This is a genomic window from Streptacidiphilus pinicola (assembly GCF_003258295.1).
Taxonomy (GTDB): Bacteria; Actinomycetota; Actinomycetes; order Streptomycetales; family Streptomycetaceae; genus Streptacidiphilus; species Streptacidiphilus pinicola.
In genome coordinates this window covers 1-16,189 of sequence record NZ_QKYN01000033.1, presented here as the reverse complement: position 1 = coordinate 16,189, position 16,189 = coordinate 1, and the positions used below count along the sequence as shown (strand labels likewise).

Genomic DNA, 16,189 nt, shown 5'->3' with positions numbered 1-16,189 from the left:
GTGGCCGGGGCGGGTTGGGAGCGCAGGACGCGCCAGCCGCCGCCCGTCGCGGGGGCGCCGAGGTCGGCGATGCTGAGTCGTCCGGCGGCGACGGGGTGGCCCGCGCAGAACTCGTGCACGAGGTAGCTGCCGGGCTTCACGTCCGGCGCGATCCGCGCCGCCGCGTACAGGCCGCCGTCCGCGGCCATCGCCAGGCCGACGGTTCCGGCGAACGCCGCCGACCGGACCTCGCCGGTGCTGGCGCCGCCGCAGTCGGCGAAGGTCCGCAGGTCGACGGAGGCGCCGGGGCGGCTCTCCGCGGGGTCGACCGTCAGCGTCTCCAGCACGACGGGCGGCTGCGCCTTCTCCCGTGCGACGACGCCGGGCGCGGCCGCGTTCTGCTGCGGCGCGCCGCCGACGGTCACCAGCGTGGTGCCGCCGCCCGGGACGGCGTCGGATCCGGAGCCCGAGCCGGAACCGGGACCGGCGGCGAGGGCCGCCCCCGCCCCGCACACCGCCAGGAGCGCGGCGGACGCGAGTGCCCCCGCGATCGCCCTGGACCGCATCGCCATGCCCCGACCTCTCCGTTCCCAGACACTCCGTCGGCTGACTGTCCGTAAGCTGACTGTCCGAAAGAAGTATGACGATCGCCCCGTGCCCGAAACGCCGACTGGGCCGGCCGGGTGAGCACGGCGATGCCGTGCCACCCGCCCGGCCCAGCCAGACGTCGATCGCGTGAGCGATCCCGCTCAGATCTCCTCGACCAGCTCCGCGACGGACTTGACCACCCGCGAGGGGCGGTACGGGTACCGCTCGACCTCGGCCTGCGAGGTCAGGCCGCTGAGCACCAGGAAGGTCTTCAGGCCCGCCTCCATGCCGGACTTGATGTCGGTGTCCATCCGGTCGCCGATCATCGCCGTGGTCTCGGAGTGCGCGTTCAGCGTGTTGAGCGCCTCACGCATCATCAGCGGGTTGGGCTTGCCGACGAAGTACGGCTCCACGCCCGTCGCCTTGGTGATCAGCGCGGCGACCGAGCCGGTGGCCGGCAGCACGCCCTCGGTGGACGGGCCGGTCTCGTCGGGGTTGGTGCAGATGAAGCGCGCGCCCGCGTTGATCAGGCGGATCGCCTTGGTCAGCGCCTCGAAGCTGTAGGTGCGGGTCTCGCCGAGGACGACGTAGTCAGGGTTGCTGTCGGTCAGCACGTACCCGACCTGGTGCAGCGCGGTGGTCAGGCCCGCCTCGCCGATGACGTAGGCGGTGCCGCCGGGGCGCTGGCCGGCCAGGAACTTGGCGGTGGCCAGCGCGGAGGTCCAGATGCACTCCTCGGGCACGTCCAGACCCATGCCCTTGAGGCGGGCGTGCAGGTCGCGCGGCGTGTAGATGGAGTTGTTGGTCAGCACGAGGAACGGCTTGCCGGACTCGCGCAGGGTGCCGATGAACTCGCCGGCGCCGGGGATGACCGTTCCCTCGTGGACGAGGACGCCGTCCATGTCCGTCAGCCAGGACTCGATCGGCTTGCGCGGGGCGGCCTGCTTCGCGTCGGCAGGGCCGGCTTGGGCGGCGGAGTTGCTCTGAGCCACGACCGTTTCTCCACTCTGGTGAACTGGTGAATCGCTGATTGCCCCGACCACCGCTCAGCCTAATCGGCTCACGCCGACGCCCGCGCCCCTGAGGATGCTGCAACTGAATCTCAGCTGCTACAGCACCAGCGCGGGCAGGTCCGCGATCGTCGCGAGGACGTGCGTCGCGCCGTCGGCACGCAAGCGCGCGGCGTCGTGGGCGCCGGTGAGGACGCCGGCGACGATGCCGGCGCCGGCGCGGACACCGCACTGCATGTCGTAGCCGGTGTCGCCGAGGACGGCCATCTCGGCGACGCTGTCGGCCGCGGCGGTGCGCAGGAAGGCGGCGAGCGCCAGGTCGGGGTAGGGGCGGCCGCGGCCGGCGTCCGCCGGGCAGAGGGCCAGGTCGACCAGCTTCTGCCAGCCCAGGGCCTCGATGATGCGCTGCTGCGTCGGGCCGGAGAAGCCGGTGGTCAGCACGACCGTCAGACCGGCGTCCCGCAGGCGGGTGATGGTGTCCACCGCGCCGTCGATGGGGGCGACGTGGCCCTCGCCGACCAGGCGGTCGTAGGCCGCCTCGAAGGCGACGTTGGCGCGCTGGGCCAGGGCCTCCTCGCCGAAGAGGCGACGGAAGACGGTGATCTTGCTCTCGCCCATCGTGGCGCGCACGTCGGCGAGCATCGCCTCGTGGCGCTCGCTGCCGGGCTCGACGCCGAGCTCGCGGGCGGCGGCCTCGAAGGCCAGCTCGACCAGGCCGCCGTCGGCGACGGTCGTGCCCGCCATGTCGAGGACGACCAGCTTCGTCTGCTTCGCAGCCATCGGTCTACAGCTCCATCTCGTTCGCAGTCGCCTCGCCGATCGCGGGCGAACAGGTCATACCGCGGCCGCCGGGGCCGGTCACCAGCCAGACGTCCTCGCGCACCTGCTCGCGGTGGACGACGCGGGTGGTGTCGACGCACTGGGCGTAGACGCCCGCCCAGCGGCGGCGGATCGCCGGCATCGGCCGGCCCAGCAGGTCCTCGACCACGCCGCGCAGGTAGGCGTAGGGCTCCTCGACGACGTCGAAGCCGAAGGGCTGGTCGTACTCGTGGGTGTCGCCGATGGTCAGCGAGCCGTCGCGGCGCTGCACCAGCAGCAGCTGCATGCGGTGCTCGGAGGCGATCGGGTGCTGCGCCTGACCGGCGTTCAGGCGGTCCAGGGCGAGGCCCTGGTACGCGGGGTAGTAGCGGAAGCTGTCGCCGTCGGCAACGGAGGTGGTGAGCGGCACGTCCAGCGGCTCGGTCTGCATCATCTGCAGCCGCACCTTGCGGACCGGCAGCTGCGGGGCGAGTTCGCGGACCATGCCGCCGAGCCAGGCGCCGGTGCACAGCACCACGCGGTCGCCGGTGTGCAGTTCGCCGCGGTCGTCACGGACGGCGTTCTCGCCGACGACCTCGCGAACCTCGCGTCCGCCGAGGAAGGTGTAGCGGCCGGTGGCGCCCAGGTGGTCCTGGAGGGCGCGCTGGGTGACCCGGGGCTCGACCTGGGCGTCGTGCGGGGACCAGAGCGCGCCGAGGTACTTGCCGCCCAGCGCCGGGTTGGCCTCACGGACGGCGTCCGCGTCCAGCCACTCCCAGCCGCGCACCGCGGCGTCGGGCCGGGCGGCGACCTCGGTGGCGACGGCGCGCTCGGCCTCGGTACGCACGACGGTGAGCGAGCCGGAGGCGCGGAAGCCGATGCCCGGCACCTCGGTGGCTATGCCCTCCCACAGTTCGCGTGCCCGCAGCGCGGTGTCGAGCTCGGCTCCCTCGGACCGGCCGCCGACCCAGACCAGGCCGAAGTTGCGCACGGACGCGCCGCGCGCCTGCTCCTCCCGCTCCAGGTGGACGACCTCATGACCGCGCTGGACGGCATGCCACGCATGCATCGTCCCCAGCGCTCCTGCTCCCACAACGATGACCTTCACGCCGACGACCTTCGATCTCCCTGGTTGCACGTCGGGGATTTCCCGGTGAATCCAGCATGAACAGGAACGGCATGTTTGGACTAGACCCGTTATTGTTTTGTGACGATGCGCCGCCCTTGGCACTCCCGCGCGTACCGCCTACTCGGCGGCCCTGAGCTCGGTGGAGAAGCTGAAGCGGTCGCCGCGGTAGAGCGTGCGCACCCGTTCGAAAGGGCGGCCCTGCTTGTCCCAACTGCGGCGGTGCAGCAGCAACATGGGCAGCGCCGGCGGCGTGCCGATCAACAGCGCCTCGCGCGGGGTGGCCAGCACGGTCTCGATCCGCTCCGCGCCGCCGCCGGACACCAGGCCGCCCGCGTCGCGCGCGTAGGCGTAGAACGAGCCGACCGGGTCGAAGTCCTCGTCGAGCCGCGGCAGCAGCGCCACCGGCGCGTAGGTGCTCTCCAGGCCGACCCGCTCCTCGTCGACGAGCAGCACACGCTCCAGGTGCCAGACGAAGTCGCCGCGCTCGACCCCGAGTTCCCGCGCGGCCTCGTCGTCGGCGGCGGCGAAGCGCTCCAGGCCGATCAGGGCGCGGCCGGGCGTGTGGCCGTGCTTGCGCACACCCTCGGTGTAGGAGCCGAGCGCCAGCGCCTGCTCGATCTTCGGGCCGGCGACGACGGTGCCGCGCCCCTGGCGCCGCACCCGCCCCTCCAGCAGCAGCTCGCGCAGCGCGAGCCGGAGGGTCTCCCGGGCCACGCCGTAGCGCTCGGCCAGCTCGCGCTCGGCCGGCAACGCCGCACCCTCTCCCAACTCGTCGAGAAGCTCGGTCAGTTGGGCCTTGGCCAGGTAGTACTTGGGCATCCGCCCGTGCTCGGGGATGCCGGCCCGGACGGGTGCGCCGGGCGCGTGCGGCAGGCGGGGCGCCTGCGGGGGTGATGGACTCACGCCCCCACGGTAACCGGACGCGGCTGCTGACCGACGAGATGCCCCCAGACGACCATCCGGTAGAGCGAGGTGAACGCGGGCGTGCAGGTGGTGAGGGTGATGTACTTCCCCGGCGTGCGGTAGCCGTACCGACCGGAGGGGTGGTCGCTGCTGTAGGGCTCGGGCAGGATCACCGTGCCGTCGCTCGGCTCGGTCTGCGGCAGGACCGAGTCCACCCGGTAGACGTAGTCCCAGCCGGACACCTCGACGATCACCACGTCGCCGACGCCGATCCGGTCGAGGTGGCGGAACGGCTCCCCATGGGTGTTCCGGTGACCGGCGATGGCGAAGTTGCCCTGCTGGCCGGGCATGGCCGTGCCGGGGTAGTGGCCGATGTAGCCGTGGTTGAGCACGGCGTACTTGTCGACGCCCTCCGCGACGGGGAAGACCAGGCCCAGCACCGGGATCCGCACCACGGCGAAGGCAGTGAGGTCGCGCGCCATGCTGTCGATCCCCGTACCGCCGCCCGAACCGTCGGAGCCCGGGCCGACGGCCCAACTGCCGTCGCTGCCGCCGTTGTTCGCATGGCCGGGTGTGGCGATGGGGGAACCGCTCGGGGAGGAGTCCGGTGTCGGATCCGCGCTCGGGGTCCCCGGCGTGGGCATGGGCTGTTGCGCCTGCTGCTGGGCCTGCCGGTCCCACTGCTGCTCCAGTGCGGCGACCGTGTTCGTGGCGTTGGCCTCGGCGGCGCGGTTGGTCCACCACAGCTCGTAGGTCGCCAGCAGGATCGTCACCAGCCCGAGGGTGACGGCCAGTTCACCGAAGAGGATGAGGCCGCGGCGCAGTCCCCACAGCAACCGCGGTCTCATCCCGGCTCCCCATGCGTCTCAACCTCAACCCCATGAACCTGACGCGCCGTCAGGTTACGCCTCGGGGAGCCAGGCCGCCAGATGCGCGTCGATCTCGCCGAGCAGACGCGTCTTTCCACCCTCCTCCAGGAACGAGGACCGCGCCGCGTTCCTGGCCAGCTCCGCGACACCGGCCTCGTCCAGGCCGAGCAGCCCGGCGGCGATCTCGTACTCGCGGTTCAGGTCCGTGCCGAACATCGGCGGGTCGTCGCTGTTGACGGTCACCACCAGCCCGGCGTCGACCATCTGCCGGATCGGGTGGTCCTCCATCCGGGTCACCACGCGGGTGGCGATGTTCGAGGTCGGGCAGACCTCCAGGGGGATCCGGTGCTCGCCGAGGTAGTCCACCAGCGCCGGGTCCTTGACGGACTGCGTGCCGTGCCCGATCCGCTCCGCGCCGAGGTGGCGCAGGGCGTCCCAGACCGTCTCCGGCCCGGTGCTCTCGCCCGCGTGCGGCACGCTGTGCAGGCCGGCCGCGCGGGCGCGGTCGAAGAACGGCTGGAACTGCGGCCGGGGCACCCCGACCTCCGGGCCACCCAGCCCGAAGCTGACCAGCCCGTCCGGCCGCAGGTCGAGCGCCAGCCGCTCGGTCACCTCGGCCGACTCCAGCCCGGCCTCGCCGGGGATGTCGAAGCACCAGCGCAGGGTGACCCCGAGCTCCCTCTCCGCCGCGTGGCGCGCGTCCTCGATGGCCTCCATGAAGGCCTCACCCGGGATGCCGCGCCTGACGGAGCTGTAGGGGGTGACGGTCAGCTCGGCGTAGCGGATCTGCTGCCGGGCCATGTCCTGCGCGACGCCGTAGGTCAGCGCCCGCACGTCCTCGGCGTCCCGGATCAGGTCCACGACGGAGAGGTACACCTCGATGAAGTGCCCGAAGTCGGTGAACTCGAAGTACTTCGCCAGCGCCTCCGGGTCCGTGGGCACGCTGGTACGGCCCTCGTAGCGCGCCGCCAGCCCGGCCACGACCTGCGGCGACGCCGAGCCGACATGGTGCACGTGCAGTTCGGCCTTCGGCAGCCCGGCGATGAACGCGCGCAGCGACATGTTCTCTTTCCTCCCAGAATCGGCTGCCCTCAGCCTCTCACGCACCGACCCGGGCATCCGTGACGGCCGTCGGTCACGATGCGGAATGAAGGTATCGAAAAGACCCTCCACAATTCCTCTACAGGTCTACGCTGAGTGCTCCGCAGCGGATTCGGCACCAGGGGGAGACCGTGGGGCTGTTAGGGGAGCGCCGCACTTTCATGAGCGGCCTCGGAACGGCGGACCGCACCGCGTTACTGGCACTCGGAGCTCCCCACACCTACCGGGCCGACGAGCCGCTGATGGGCGAGGGCGAGCGGACCACCTTCGCGGTGCTACTGCTCCGCGGCTGGTGCACGGTGTGGGCGGCCACCGAACGCGGCACCATCATCCTCGGGTTACGGCAGAGCGGGGAGGTCGTCGGGGACATGGCCGCACTCGACGGCCGGCCCCGCAGCGCCTCGGTCAGCGCCCTCGGCCCGGTCACGGGCCTGGTCGTGCCGGGCGACCGCTTCCGCGTCTTCCTCGCGTCGCGGCCCCATGCGAACGCCCTGCTCATCGCCCAACTCACCGAACGACTGCGGCACGCCGACGTCGAGCGCCGCGCGCTCGCCTCCCTGACGGTCCTCCAGCGCCTTTCCGGCCGGCTGGTCGAGCTCGCCGAGCGGACCGGGCAGGCCGAGGGCGACGGCCGACTGACCATCCGCGCGCCCCTCGCCCAGCACGAGCTGGCGGCAACCGTGGGCGCCACCCGCGAGGCCGTGGCCAAGGCGCTGCGCCTGCTGCGCGACCAGGGCCTGGTCCGCACCGGCCCCGGGACGCTCGTCGTCAACGACCTCGAACCCCTGCGGCTGCTGGCCGCGGGCAGCGATCTGTGATTCGGGGCGCACGCCGGAGTGTGTAAAGCGCTACAGCGGCGCGCGTCCACGCCGCACACCATGAGAACCGATCGGGCGGCGGTACAGGCGAGAAGGAGCCACCAATGCGCACGGAACCCGCACGGGAGCCGGAACCTGAGTACGCGTTCGTCGTCAACGTGGACGTCCAGGGCTCGGGCCTGCTGTCCGACCCGGAGAAGTCGGCGATGCGACAGCGCCTCTACGAGGTGACGGGCCGCGCCTTCGAGCAGACCGGGATCCGCGAGCCCCGGCTCTACCAGGAGGACCGCGGCGACGGCGTGCTCAGCGTCCTGTCGGCCGGCGTCCCGCCCAAGCAGGTGCTGGGCGAGTGGCTGGAGCACCTCCACCAGAACCTCCGCGCCGTCAACGCCGGTCTGGCGCACCCGCTCCGCATCCGGGCCGGCATGCACGTCGGCCCGGTCTCGCGCGACGCGCACGGCCTGTCCGGACGGGCGGTGGACCTGGCCTGCCGCCTGTCCGACTGCGACCTCGCCAAGCAGGTGCTCGCGGCCGCGCACGGCTTCTGGCTGGTGAACGCGGTCTCCGACCAGGTGTACCGGGACCTGGTGCGGGACGGCGGGCGGTGGATCGACCCGCGGGCCTACGCGGGCGCCGAGGTCCTGCTCAAGGAGGGCCCGCAGCGCGCCTGGTTCCTGGTCCCCGGATTGCCCACGCCACCCATGCCGTCGTCCGAGGAGAGCGGGACGTCCGGCGAGGCCGGGGATAAGCGCGGCGTGGTGCTCGAGAAGGGTGACGCCGCCTCGGGCGGGAGCGTCAACAACAACTACCACTACGGCAGCGGCGAGATCATCAGCGACGCCCGCATCGGTGTCCTCAACATCGGGCACGGTGCCGGTCAACTCCCCTCCGGAGGCGAGAAGTGAGCGCGGAAGCCGGGGCGGCGCAGGCGCCCAACCAGCCCCCCAAGCCGGCCCCGAAGCCGGCCGCCGACCAGGCGGCGCCGGAGGGGAACGAGAAGCAGGCCCAGCAGGACCCGGGCGGCCAGCCGGAGCAGGGACGGGCCGGTCTCGTCGGCGCCGCCGACCCGCTCGCGGGCGAGGGGCTGCCCGGCGGCGGCGCCGCCGCCTCCCGGATCTACCGCTCGGCCGTGCCCGCCTTCACCGCCTACGACTCCAGCACGCTCATCTCCGGCACCATCGGCTCCATCAACGTCGGCGTCCCGCAGACCAGGCTGCTCTCCGGACCGCTGCCCGAGGACGAACTGCGGCGGCTGCGCCGGGTCTTCCAGGAGCCCGAGGGCTACGCGGGGCTCAAGACCCGGCTGCACGAGGGCCGGCTGCTGGTCCTGTCCGGACAGCCCGGAACGGGGCGGTCCTTCCTGGCGCTCTCGCTGCTGGACGACCTCGCCCGGGGGCAGGTCTCCCGCATGGACAGCCGGTCCGACCTCTCGCAGCTGGACGCCACGCACATCGCCGAGGGCCACGGCTACGCCCTCGAACCGGCGACCGGCCTGCCCGACGAGACGGGGCTCGACCGCCTGTGCGCGCTGCTGAAGGACCGCGACGCCTACGCGGTCCTGCTGGCGATCCCCGAGCCCGGCGACGCCGTGGCCCGGCGCGGCCGCTACCACGTGTCGCACCGCACCGCGTCCGCCCACTCCGTCCTGGAGGGGCACCTCACCCACGAGCTGGTCGACGAGCCCGAGGAACTGCTCGACCGGGCCCGGCTCCTGGGCAGCGCGCCCCTCGTCGTCGAGGCGCTCGGCCTGGACGAGCTCCGCCCCTCCGAGGCCGCCCGGCTCGCCGGACTGCTGGCCGGCCGGGTCCGTGAGGAGCTCAGCGAGGACCAACTGGTGGCAGCGTGCCGGGGTTTCGCGAACGCCCAGGCGGTGGAGTGGTTCTCCGGCGACCGGCAGCCCGAGGCCCCGGCCCTCCTGCGCGACGCGGCCTACCGGATCGCCGTGGCCGCCCTCGGCGGAGCGTCCCTCAGCTCGGTGACCGAGGCGGCGGAGCTGCTCGCCTGGGAGCTGGCCGTCACCGTCGATCCGGAGGCGGCGCCCGGCCGTCCGCTGTTCAGCGAGGCGCTGGAGGCCCGACTGGCCTCGGCCCGCGCCGTGGTGAAGCCGGGGACGGAGCTCGTGGGCGACGAGGAGGTGCCCGTGCGGACGGTGCGCTTCGAGGGGGACGCCCTGGCTGCCGCCGTGCTGAAGCATCTGTGGGACCACCGCCACAACGTCAGGGGCCCGGTGCTGCGGTGGCTGGGCGGGCTCTGCCAGGACCCGCGCCCGGAGGTCTGGGTGCGGGCCGCGGTGGCGGCCGGCGAGCTGTGCCGACTGGACTGCTCGCACACCCTGAGCGAACTCGTCCAGCCGATGGCCGGGGCGGACCAGGCCCGGCGCCGCCTGTTCGCCGCGACCGTGCTGGACGTGGCCGTCGCCTCCGGCGACGTCGGCTCGGCCGTGCGGACGCTGGTGGCCTACTGGGCGCGCGAGGGCGACGACAACCAGCGCTGGACGGCGGCGGCGGTGCTGGGTCGCGGGCGGGCCACGGCCGGCGCGAAGGAGGCGCTCGACCTGCTGGCCTCGATCGGCGTCGTGGACGAGGGGGCACTGCGGGTCCCGGCGTCGCTGAACGTGGTCCACTACGTGGGCGCGAGCTGCGATCCGCTCACCCTCGAACGCATCCGGGGGTGGATGTCGGACCCGCGCCGGCCGCACCAGGACCTGGGCCTCCAGTCGGCGGTGTTCCTGGCCTCCACCAAGGTCAGCGACCTGTGGAGCCCGAACCCCGCGCTCGAGGGGTACGCGGAGTGGCCGCTCATGCTGGCGCTGGTCGCGTTGCGCCCGGCGTGGGCGCCGTACCTGGCGGGGCTGCTGTGGACGGCACTCCAGACGAGCCGTTCCTACGAGGCTGCCCTCGACTCGGTGTCGGGCTGGCTCACCGGCCAGGCCGGCAAGCCCTGGGCGGAGGCGCCCGTCACCTTCCTGCCGATGCTGGTGCACACCGCGGACGACCGGCACCGGCTGCTGTCACTGATCAAGGAACTGTCCGAGGACCCCGACAACCCGTTGGACGCAGAGCAGGTCCGCCGCCTGGCCGCGGCGGTCCAGGGAGTGGGCACACGATGAGTCAGCAAGGATGGGCCCCGAGAGGGGCGGCGCCGAACGCGGGGTTCGTCCTTCCCGCGCACCTGCCCGGACCGTTCGTCAGCGAGTTCTCCCCGCAGGGCTCGTACCAGCACCGGGGCGCCCAGGTGGCCTCGGTGATCTTCTACAAGAACGGCGGCTACACGATCGCCACCGTGCGCGGCAAGCAGAACGTGAACAAGCCGCTGTTCGGCGCGCCCACCTCGGTGTGCCTGATCGCCCGCGGCCAGCACCAGGTGTCCTTCCAGCTCGACCTCCCGAGCCTCGGGGACCGGGCCACCTTCCGGGCCGAGGCCGACGTCAACTGGGAGGTCCAGGACTTCCACCTGGCCGCGGAGAAGCGGGTGGTGGACGTGGCACGGATGCTGGCCCCGTCCCTGCAGGCGCGGCTGCGCGCGATCACGCGGAGGCACAACCTGGACTCCGCCCAGATCGCCGACGAGGCCATCCAGCAGGAGCTCGCGGGCGGCCACTGGGCCGACTTCGGCGCCGAACTGGGGCTGCGCACCGAGGTGTTCGTCCGGATCGACCTGGGGCAGGCCGCCGCCCAGTACCAGGCGCAGCTGGTGGCCGTGGAGAAGGGCAGCCACGTCCAGCAGGCCATCGACGCGGCGGGCGTCGCCCGGGTGGAGGCCAACATGGACGCCGCCCGCTCCCTCATCGCCGCCGGAGAGGCGGGGCAGTACGCCCACATGCTCGCGTCGGACCCCAGCCGCGCCGCCGAGATCCTGGGTGCCCTGCAGAGTCAGGCGCGGGAACAGCGTCAGGGCGCGCTCGACTACCTGTCGAAGCTGATCAGCGAGGGCGTGGTGCAGCGTCACCAGATCGAGGACCAGGTGCAGTTGCTGATCGACTACAGCCGCTCGGTCGCCGGGAACGCCTTCCCCAACGGACTGCCGAACGCCGCCCCGACGGCGCTGCCGGCCCCGCCCGTCCCGCTGCTGCCGCCGACTCCGCCCCCGGTCGTGATCCCGCAGGACGCGCCCGCCGACTGGACCCTGCGCCCCGCCGAGGAGCACGAGGAAGACCAGAGCCCCGCGCCGGACGGCCGGGGGTGAGCCTGACCAACGCCCGCCCTGACGGCGCGACGGGTTCCCGCTACGTCGCCGAGCGGCTGTTGCAGACCGTCCGTGACGATCTGGGCCGGGCGGACCTCAAGGCGTCGGTCCTGCTGTCCGCGGCGACGGCCGTCCCGGCCCTGATCCTCAGCGGCCGGGCCGCCCCGGCCGCGCGGCTGAACGGGCTGCCGCTGGCGCTGCTGCTGCTCGGCGGCGTGTTCTGGATGTCGGGCACCTTCCTGCTGCTGGGGGTGATCATGCCCCGCAGCGGCACGGTCCGCGAGGCCGACGCCCTGACCTTCTTCTCGGACGTGCTGAGCGCCCCCGATCCCGCGGCCCTGTCGGACCGCGTTGAGGTGGCGGGCCGCGACGAGGTCGGCTGGCTGCTCACCCAGTTGCGGGACGTCAGCGCCATCCTGGCGACCAAGTACCGGTGGCTGCGGTGGGCCGCCTGCCTGCTCGGGCTGGGCCTGGCCTTCGCCCTGTACCCGCTGGCCACCACGTAGCGGGGGCGGCGGGCGCCGGCGCCCGCATCCTCCGACCGCGCTCCCGGGACGCCCGGAGGGGGTCCTGGCCCTCGGGAGCGCGGGCAACCCCCGGAGCCCCCCGCCGGCACCGGCCTGATCCGTAGGGGAGGCCCTAGACCAGCACCGAGATCGTGTGGATCAGCAGGCCCGCGATCGCGCCGACGACCGTGCCGTTGATCCGGATGAACTGCAGGTCGCGGCCGACGTTGGCCTCGATCTTGCGGGAGGCCTCGGTGGCGTCCCAGCCGGCGACGGTCTCGGAGATCAGCGAGGTGATCTCGCCACGGTAGGTGTCGACGACGTACTCCGCCGCGTCCTCCAGCCAGCCGTCCACCTTGGCCTGCATCCGGGGGTCGTCCGCGAGGCGGGCGCCGAAGCTGCGCAGGCCGTCGCGCATCCGGACGCGGAGCTGGCTGTTCTCGTCCTCCGCCGCCTCCAGGACCATGCCGCGCACGGCCGACCAGGCCGAGGCGATGAGGTCCTGGACCTCGGGCCGGGAGAGCAGGTCGGCCTTGGCGCGCTCGATGCGCCCGATGGTCTCCGGGTCCTCGCGCAGCTCCCAGGCGAAGTCCGTCAGGAAGCTGTCGATCGCGCCGCGCGCGGCGTGCCCCGGGTCGTCGCGGACCTCGGTGGCGAAACGCAGCAGCTCCCGGTAGACGCGGACGCCGATCTGGTTGTCGATGAACTTCGGCGTCCAGCCGGGGGCCTCCTCGGAGATGGTCCGCACGACCTGCTCCCGGTGGACGACCAGCCAGTCGTGCAGGCGCACCACGCAGAGGTCGACCACGCCACGGTGGCCGCCCTCCTCGACGACACGGGAGAGCATCCGGCCGATCGGCTGGGCCACCGGCTGGGCGGAGGCGCGGCGGGTGACCGCCTCGCCGACGACCGCCTGCACGTCCTCGTCGCGCAGCACCGCGAGCGCGCCGCGCAGCGCGGCGGAGGCCTCGCGGGTGACCTTCTCGGCGCTGCCGGGGGCGGAGAGCCACAGGCCCAGGCGCTTGCCGACGCCGAGCGCGCGCAGCCGGGCGCGGACCACCTCGACGGAGAGGAAGTTCTCACCGACGAAGGTGCCGAGGCTGACCCCGAAGGCGTCCTTCTTGGTGGGGATGATGGCGGTGTGCGGGATGGGCAGCCCGAGCGGGCGCTTGAACAGCGCCGTCACGGCGAACCAGTCGGCCAGCGCGCCGACCATGCCCGCCTCGGCGGCGGCCTGCACGTAGCCCGCCCAGGAGCCGGCGCCGGAGCGCAGCGCCCAGGTGGTCAGGACGTAGATCACCGTCGCCGCGACCAGGAAGCCGGTGGCGATCGCCTTCATCCGCCGCACGCCACGCCGTTTCACCTCGTCGGAGGCGGTGTAACGCACCGCACCGGCTCCGGCTGGCATACGGTCTACTCGCGCGTCGGACGCTTCTTTCGGCATCATCGGGAGCGTATCCACGGAGCAAGTGTCACCCGCCTCTCAGAAAAACCCGCGCTGAAAGCAAAACGGTCGAACCGTCGGAGAGATCAACGATGGCCTCCCCCCGTTCCGTGCCCACTCCCTTCCCCGCGCGGTCGGCGACCGGCGGCCTCGCCGGATACGCCGAGCAGTTCGCCGAGACGGAGGGCTACCTCGACTTCGCCCGGTTCGGCCCGCCCTCGCGGGACGTGCTGGACACGACTCGGCAGCTGCTGGAGCAGAGCGCCCGCGCCGACGCCGGCACCGTCGACGAGCTGATGCGGCAGGAGCTGCGCGCCCGCCAGGCGGCCGCACGGCTCCTCGGCGACGTGCCGCCGGCCGGGGTGGCGCTGCTGCCGAACACCAGCACCGGCCTGTTCCACGCCGCTTTCGGCCTGCCGCACGGCACGGTGCTGGTGCCGGCGCGCGAGTTCCCCTCCAACGCCTACCCGTGGCTGCGCGCGGCCCGGCTCGGCCGGGTGCAGCCCGTCTCGCTGGAGCCGGACGCGTACGGGAGGGTGACGCCGGAGCTGGTGCGGCAGGCGCTGACGCCGGAGACGGTGGCCGTCTCGCTCTCGGCCGTCGACTACCGCACCGGCTATCGCGCGGACCTCGGCGGGATCCGCGAGGTGATCGGCCCGGACCGGCTGCTGGTCGTGGACGCGATCCAGGGCATGGGCGTGGCGGACCTGCCCTGGACCGCCGCCGACCTGCTGGTGACCGGCGGTCAGAAGTGGCTGCGCTCGGGCTGGTCGACGGGCTTCCTCTACGCCTCCCCGCGCGCCCTGGAGCGCTTGGAGCCCACCCTGACCGGCTGGACCGGTGTGGTGGACGCCGGGGTCCTCGACAGCCAGGAGCACGCGCCCGCCCCGGACGCGGCCCGTTTCTCGCTCACCAACCTGAGCCCGGTGACGGCCGGTGCCTTCGCCGCCGGGCTGGAGCTGGTGCTGCGCACCGGCGTGGACCGGATCCAGGCGCACATCGCCGAGCGCACGGCGCAGCTGATCGACACGGTGCGCAGCGCGGGCGGCGTCGTGCTCTCGCCCGAGGCGGAGCACGAGCGCGCCGGCATCGTGGCGTTCACCATGCCGCGCGCCGAGCCGGCCGTGGTCGCGGCGAACCTCGCCGAGCAGGGCGTCACCGCGACCGTTCGCCCGGACCAGCTGCGGCTGTCCGCGCACGCGTCGACCACGCTGGCCACCGTCGACCGGGTCCATCGGGCCCTCACCTCCCTTCCCGTGTGATTCCTCAGGTCCGGCCCCTTTACGTCCGACCCCCTTTCGCGCGCCCCCGCCCGGTCTTACGCTCAGAACCGCACACGGCCCAACAGGTTCCAACAGCGAGGACCCTTCATGCCTGCCGCCCTCTCCCACGACGTGTCAACCGGCACCTGGGTGCTGTCCACCCCGTCCACGAGCTACGTGCTGAGAGTCGACACCGAGGGCGCGCCGCGCCACGTCCACTGGGGCGGCCCGCTCACCCTCGCCGACGCGGCGTCCCTCCCGCTCGCCGGCTCCGGGCCGCGCAGCAGCTTCGACGGCCGGGCGGCCGCCTCCGAGGAGCTGACCGTCGACGGCGCCGACCGCTACGGCCCGCCCGCCCTGCGGGTCCGCTTCGCCGACGGCACCCAGGCCGTCACCTGGCAGGCCGACGGCCACGAGCAACCGGACCCGTCCACCCTGCTGCTGCACTTCCGCGACCCGCACTACCCGCTGCGCACAACGCTCGGCTACCGCGTCCACCCCGACACCGACGTGATCGAGCGTTGGACCACGCTCACCCACACCGGCGACGCGTCCCAGCCGGGCGACATCCTGATCCGCCGCGTCGACTCCGCGACGCTCTCCCTGCCCGCGCGCGACGACTACCGCCTCGGGCACGCCGTCGGCCAGTGGGCCGCCGAGACCCAGCTGCGCCGCACCTCCCTGCCCTACGGCGAGACCGTCCTCACCAGCCGCACCGGCACCACCAGCCACCTGGCCCAGCCCTGGGCGATCCTCGACGCGGGCGACGCCACCGAGACGCACGGCCAGGTCTGGAGCGCCGCGCTCTCCTGGAGCGGCTCCTGGCAAACGACGCTACACCGCACCCCTGACAACCAGCTCTCGCTGAACCTCGGCGCCGGCCACGACGCCGTCACCGTGACGCTCCGGCCCGGCGAGACGCACACCACCCCGCCCGTGCTCGCCCTCCACGTCGGCGAGGGCGGTTTCGGCGCGCTCAGCCGCGCCTGGCACGCGCACCTGCGCGCCCACGTGCTGCCACACCCGGAGGAGACCCGCCCGGTCCTCTACAACTCCTGGGAGGCCACCACCTTCACCGTCACCCTGGAGAACCAGAAGCGGCTCGCCGCGCTGGCCGCCTCGCTCGGCGTCGAACTGTTCGTCATGGACGACGGCTGGTTCGGCGCGCGCCGCGACGACCACGCCGGCCTCGGCGACTGGACGCCTCACCCCGGCGCCTTCCCGGACGGACTGAAGCCGCTGGCGGACGAGGTGCACCGGCTCGGCATGGCCTTCGGCCTGTGGGTCGAGCCGGAGATGGTCAACCCGGACAGCGACCTCTACCGCGCCCACCCCGAGTGGGTGCTGCACTTCCCGCACCGGCACCGCACCGAGCTGCGCAACCAGCTCGTCCTCAACTTCGCCCGGCCGGACGTCGCGGCCTGGGCCTTCGACTGGCTGGACCGCCTCGTCGCCGAGAACGCCGTCGACTACCTCAAGTGGGACATGAACCGCCCGTTCTCGGAGGCCGGTTGGCCCGACGAGCCGAGCGGGCGCGGCGAGCGCCTCTGGTTCGACCACGTCCGCGCCTACCACGCCCTGCTGGACCGGCTCCGGG

At 73.2% G+C, this 16,189-nt stretch carries 14 protein-coding genes and 1 pseudogene; 7 read left to right on the top strand and 8 right to left on the bottom strand.

The window, feature by feature from the left end; all coding sequences use genetic code 11:
- The 7 genes and pseudogenes from DN069_RS08335 to DN069_RS08305 form a co-directional block, all read right to left on the bottom strand.
- Window positions 1–551, bottom strand: a pseudogene (locus DN069_RS08335) (hypothetical protein); the annotation flags it as partial.
- A gap of 177 nt (window positions 552–728) precedes the next feature.
- On the bottom strand, window positions 729–1,469 hold the full coding sequence (locus tag DN069_RS08330) for an HAD-IIA family hydrolase (protein WP_111500217.1): 741 nt from the start codon (window positions 1,467–1,469) through the stop codon (window positions 729–731).
- Between the two features lie 207 nt (window positions 1,470–1,676).
- Complete coding sequence (locus DN069_RS08325) at window positions 1,677–2,357, bottom strand: phosphonatase-like hydrolase (RefSeq protein WP_111500215.1); 681 nt, start codon at window positions 2,355–2,357, stop codon at window positions 1,677–1,679.
- Window positions 2,358–2,361: 4 nt separating this feature from the next.
- Window positions 2,362–3,483, bottom strand: a complete 1,122-nt coding sequence (locus DN069_RS08320) for a TIGR03364 family FAD-dependent oxidoreductase (protein WP_111500214.1) — start codon at window positions 3,481–3,483, stop codon at window positions 2,362–2,364.
- A 138-nt stretch (window positions 3,484–3,621) separates the two neighbouring features.
- Window positions 3,622–4,407, bottom strand: a complete 786-nt coding sequence (locus DN069_RS08315; RefSeq protein WP_243639005.1) for a GntR family transcriptional regulator — start codon at window positions 4,405–4,407, stop codon at window positions 3,622–3,624.
- The gene (locus tag DN069_RS08310; protein ID WP_111500212.1) at window positions 4,404–5,255 is read right to left on the bottom strand and encodes a class E sortase; all 852 of its coding nucleotides are present in this window, start codon (window positions 5,253–5,255) and stop codon (window positions 4,404–4,406) included. Before DN069_RS08310 ends, DN069_RS08315 begins: the two co-directional genes overlap by 4 nt.
- A gap of 54 nt (window positions 5,256–5,309) precedes the next feature.
- Window positions 5,310–6,338 (bottom strand): adenosine deaminase, encoded by a 1,029-nt coding sequence (locus tag DN069_RS08305; RefSeq protein ID WP_111500211.1) that lies wholly within the window; start codon window positions 6,336–6,338, stop codon window positions 5,310–5,312.
- Between the two features lie 200 nt (window positions 6,339–6,538).
- Between DN069_RS08305 and DN069_RS08300 the strand changes: the two genes are divergently transcribed.
- The 5 genes from DN069_RS08300 to DN069_RS08280 all read left to right on the top strand — a co-directional run bounded on the left by DN069_RS08300 (window position 6,539) and on the right by DN069_RS08280 (window position 11,886).
- Window positions 6,539–7,195: a Crp/Fnr family transcriptional regulator gene (locus DN069_RS08300; protein ID WP_111500210.1), complete on the top strand. Its 657-nt coding sequence runs from the start codon at window positions 6,539–6,541 to the stop codon at window positions 7,193–7,195.
- 104 nt (window positions 7,196–7,299) lie between these two features.
- On the top strand, window positions 7,300–8,100 hold the full coding sequence (locus tag DN069_RS08295) for a nucleotidyl cyclase domain-containing protein (RefSeq protein ID WP_111500209.1): 801 nt from the start codon (window positions 7,300–7,302) through the stop codon (window positions 8,098–8,100).
- Complete coding sequence (locus DN069_RS08290) at window positions 8,097–10,304, top strand: hypothetical protein (protein ID WP_111500208.1); 2,208 nt, start codon at window positions 8,097–8,099, stop codon at window positions 10,302–10,304. Before DN069_RS08295 ends, DN069_RS08290 begins: the two co-directional genes overlap by 4 nt.
- The gene (locus DN069_RS08285) at window positions 10,301–11,380 is read left to right on the top strand and encodes a hypothetical protein (RefSeq protein ID WP_111500207.1); all 1,080 of its coding nucleotides are present in this window, start codon (window positions 10,301–10,303) and stop codon (window positions 11,378–11,380) included. Before DN069_RS08290 ends, DN069_RS08285 begins: the two co-directional genes overlap by 4 nt.
- Complete coding sequence (locus tag DN069_RS08280; RefSeq protein ID WP_243639004.1) at window positions 11,377–11,886, top strand: Pycsar system effector family protein; 510 nt, start codon at window positions 11,377–11,379, stop codon at window positions 11,884–11,886. Before DN069_RS08285 ends, DN069_RS08280 begins: the two co-directional genes overlap by 4 nt.
- 133 nt (window positions 11,887–12,019) lie before the next feature.
- Here the strand turns inward: DN069_RS08280 and DN069_RS08275 are convergent, their stop codons facing one another.
- Entirely contained in the window at window positions 12,020–13,294 is a 1,275-nt protein-coding gene (locus DN069_RS08275) for a DUF445 domain-containing protein (RefSeq protein ID WP_243639003.1), read from the bottom strand.
- Between the two features lie 128 nt (window positions 13,295–13,422).
- Here DN069_RS08275 and DN069_RS08270 point away from each other — a divergent pair, with 128 nt between their 5' ends.
- Together DN069_RS08270 and DN069_RS08265 are read left to right on the top strand one after the other, a co-directional pair.
- Window positions 13,423–14,592, top strand: coding sequence for an aminotransferase class V-fold PLP-dependent enzyme (locus DN069_RS08270; protein WP_111500205.1), 1,170 nt, complete (start codon window positions 13,423–13,425; stop codon window positions 14,590–14,592).
- Between the two features lie 108 nt (window positions 14,593–14,700).
- A partial coding sequence (locus tag DN069_RS08265) for an alpha-galactosidase (protein ID WP_111500204.1) occupies window positions 14,701–16,189 on the top strand: 1,489 nt, incomplete at its 3' end.

Coding starts and splice junctions, on each gene's coding strand:
- DN069_RS08330 (WP_111500217.1), bottom strand. CDS start 1,469: ATGGACGGCGTCCTCGTCCACGAGGGAACGGTCATCCCCGGCGCCGGC.
- DN069_RS08325 (WP_111500215.1), bottom strand. CDS start 2,357: ATGGCTGCGAAGCAGACGAAGCTGGTCGTCCTCGACATGGCGGGCACG.
- DN069_RS08310 (WP_111500212.1), bottom strand. CDS start 5,255: ATGAGACCGCGGTTGCTGTGGGGACTGCGCCGCGGCCTCATCCTCTTC.
- DN069_RS08305 (WP_111500211.1), bottom strand. CDS start 6,338: ATGTCGCTGCGCGCGTTCATCGCCGGGCTGCCGAAGGCCGAACTGCAC.
- DN069_RS08300 (WP_111500210.1), top strand. CDS start 6,539: ATGAGCGGCCTCGGAACGGCGGACCGCACCGCGTTACTGGCACTCGGA.
- DN069_RS08295 (WP_111500209.1), top strand. CDS start 7,300: ATGCGCACGGAACCCGCACGGGAGCCGGAACCTGAGTACGCGTTCGTC.
- DN069_RS08285 (WP_111500207.1), top strand. CDS start 10,301: ATGAGTCAGCAAGGATGGGCCCCGAGAGGGGCGGCGCCGAACGCGGGG.
- DN069_RS08275 (WP_243639003.1), bottom strand. CDS start 13,294: ATGCCAGCCGGAGCCGGTGCGGTGCGTTACACCGCCTCCGACGAGGTG.
- DN069_RS08270 (WP_111500205.1), top strand. CDS start 13,423: ATGGCCTCCCCCCGTTCCGTGCCCACTCCCTTCCCCGCGCGGTCGGCG.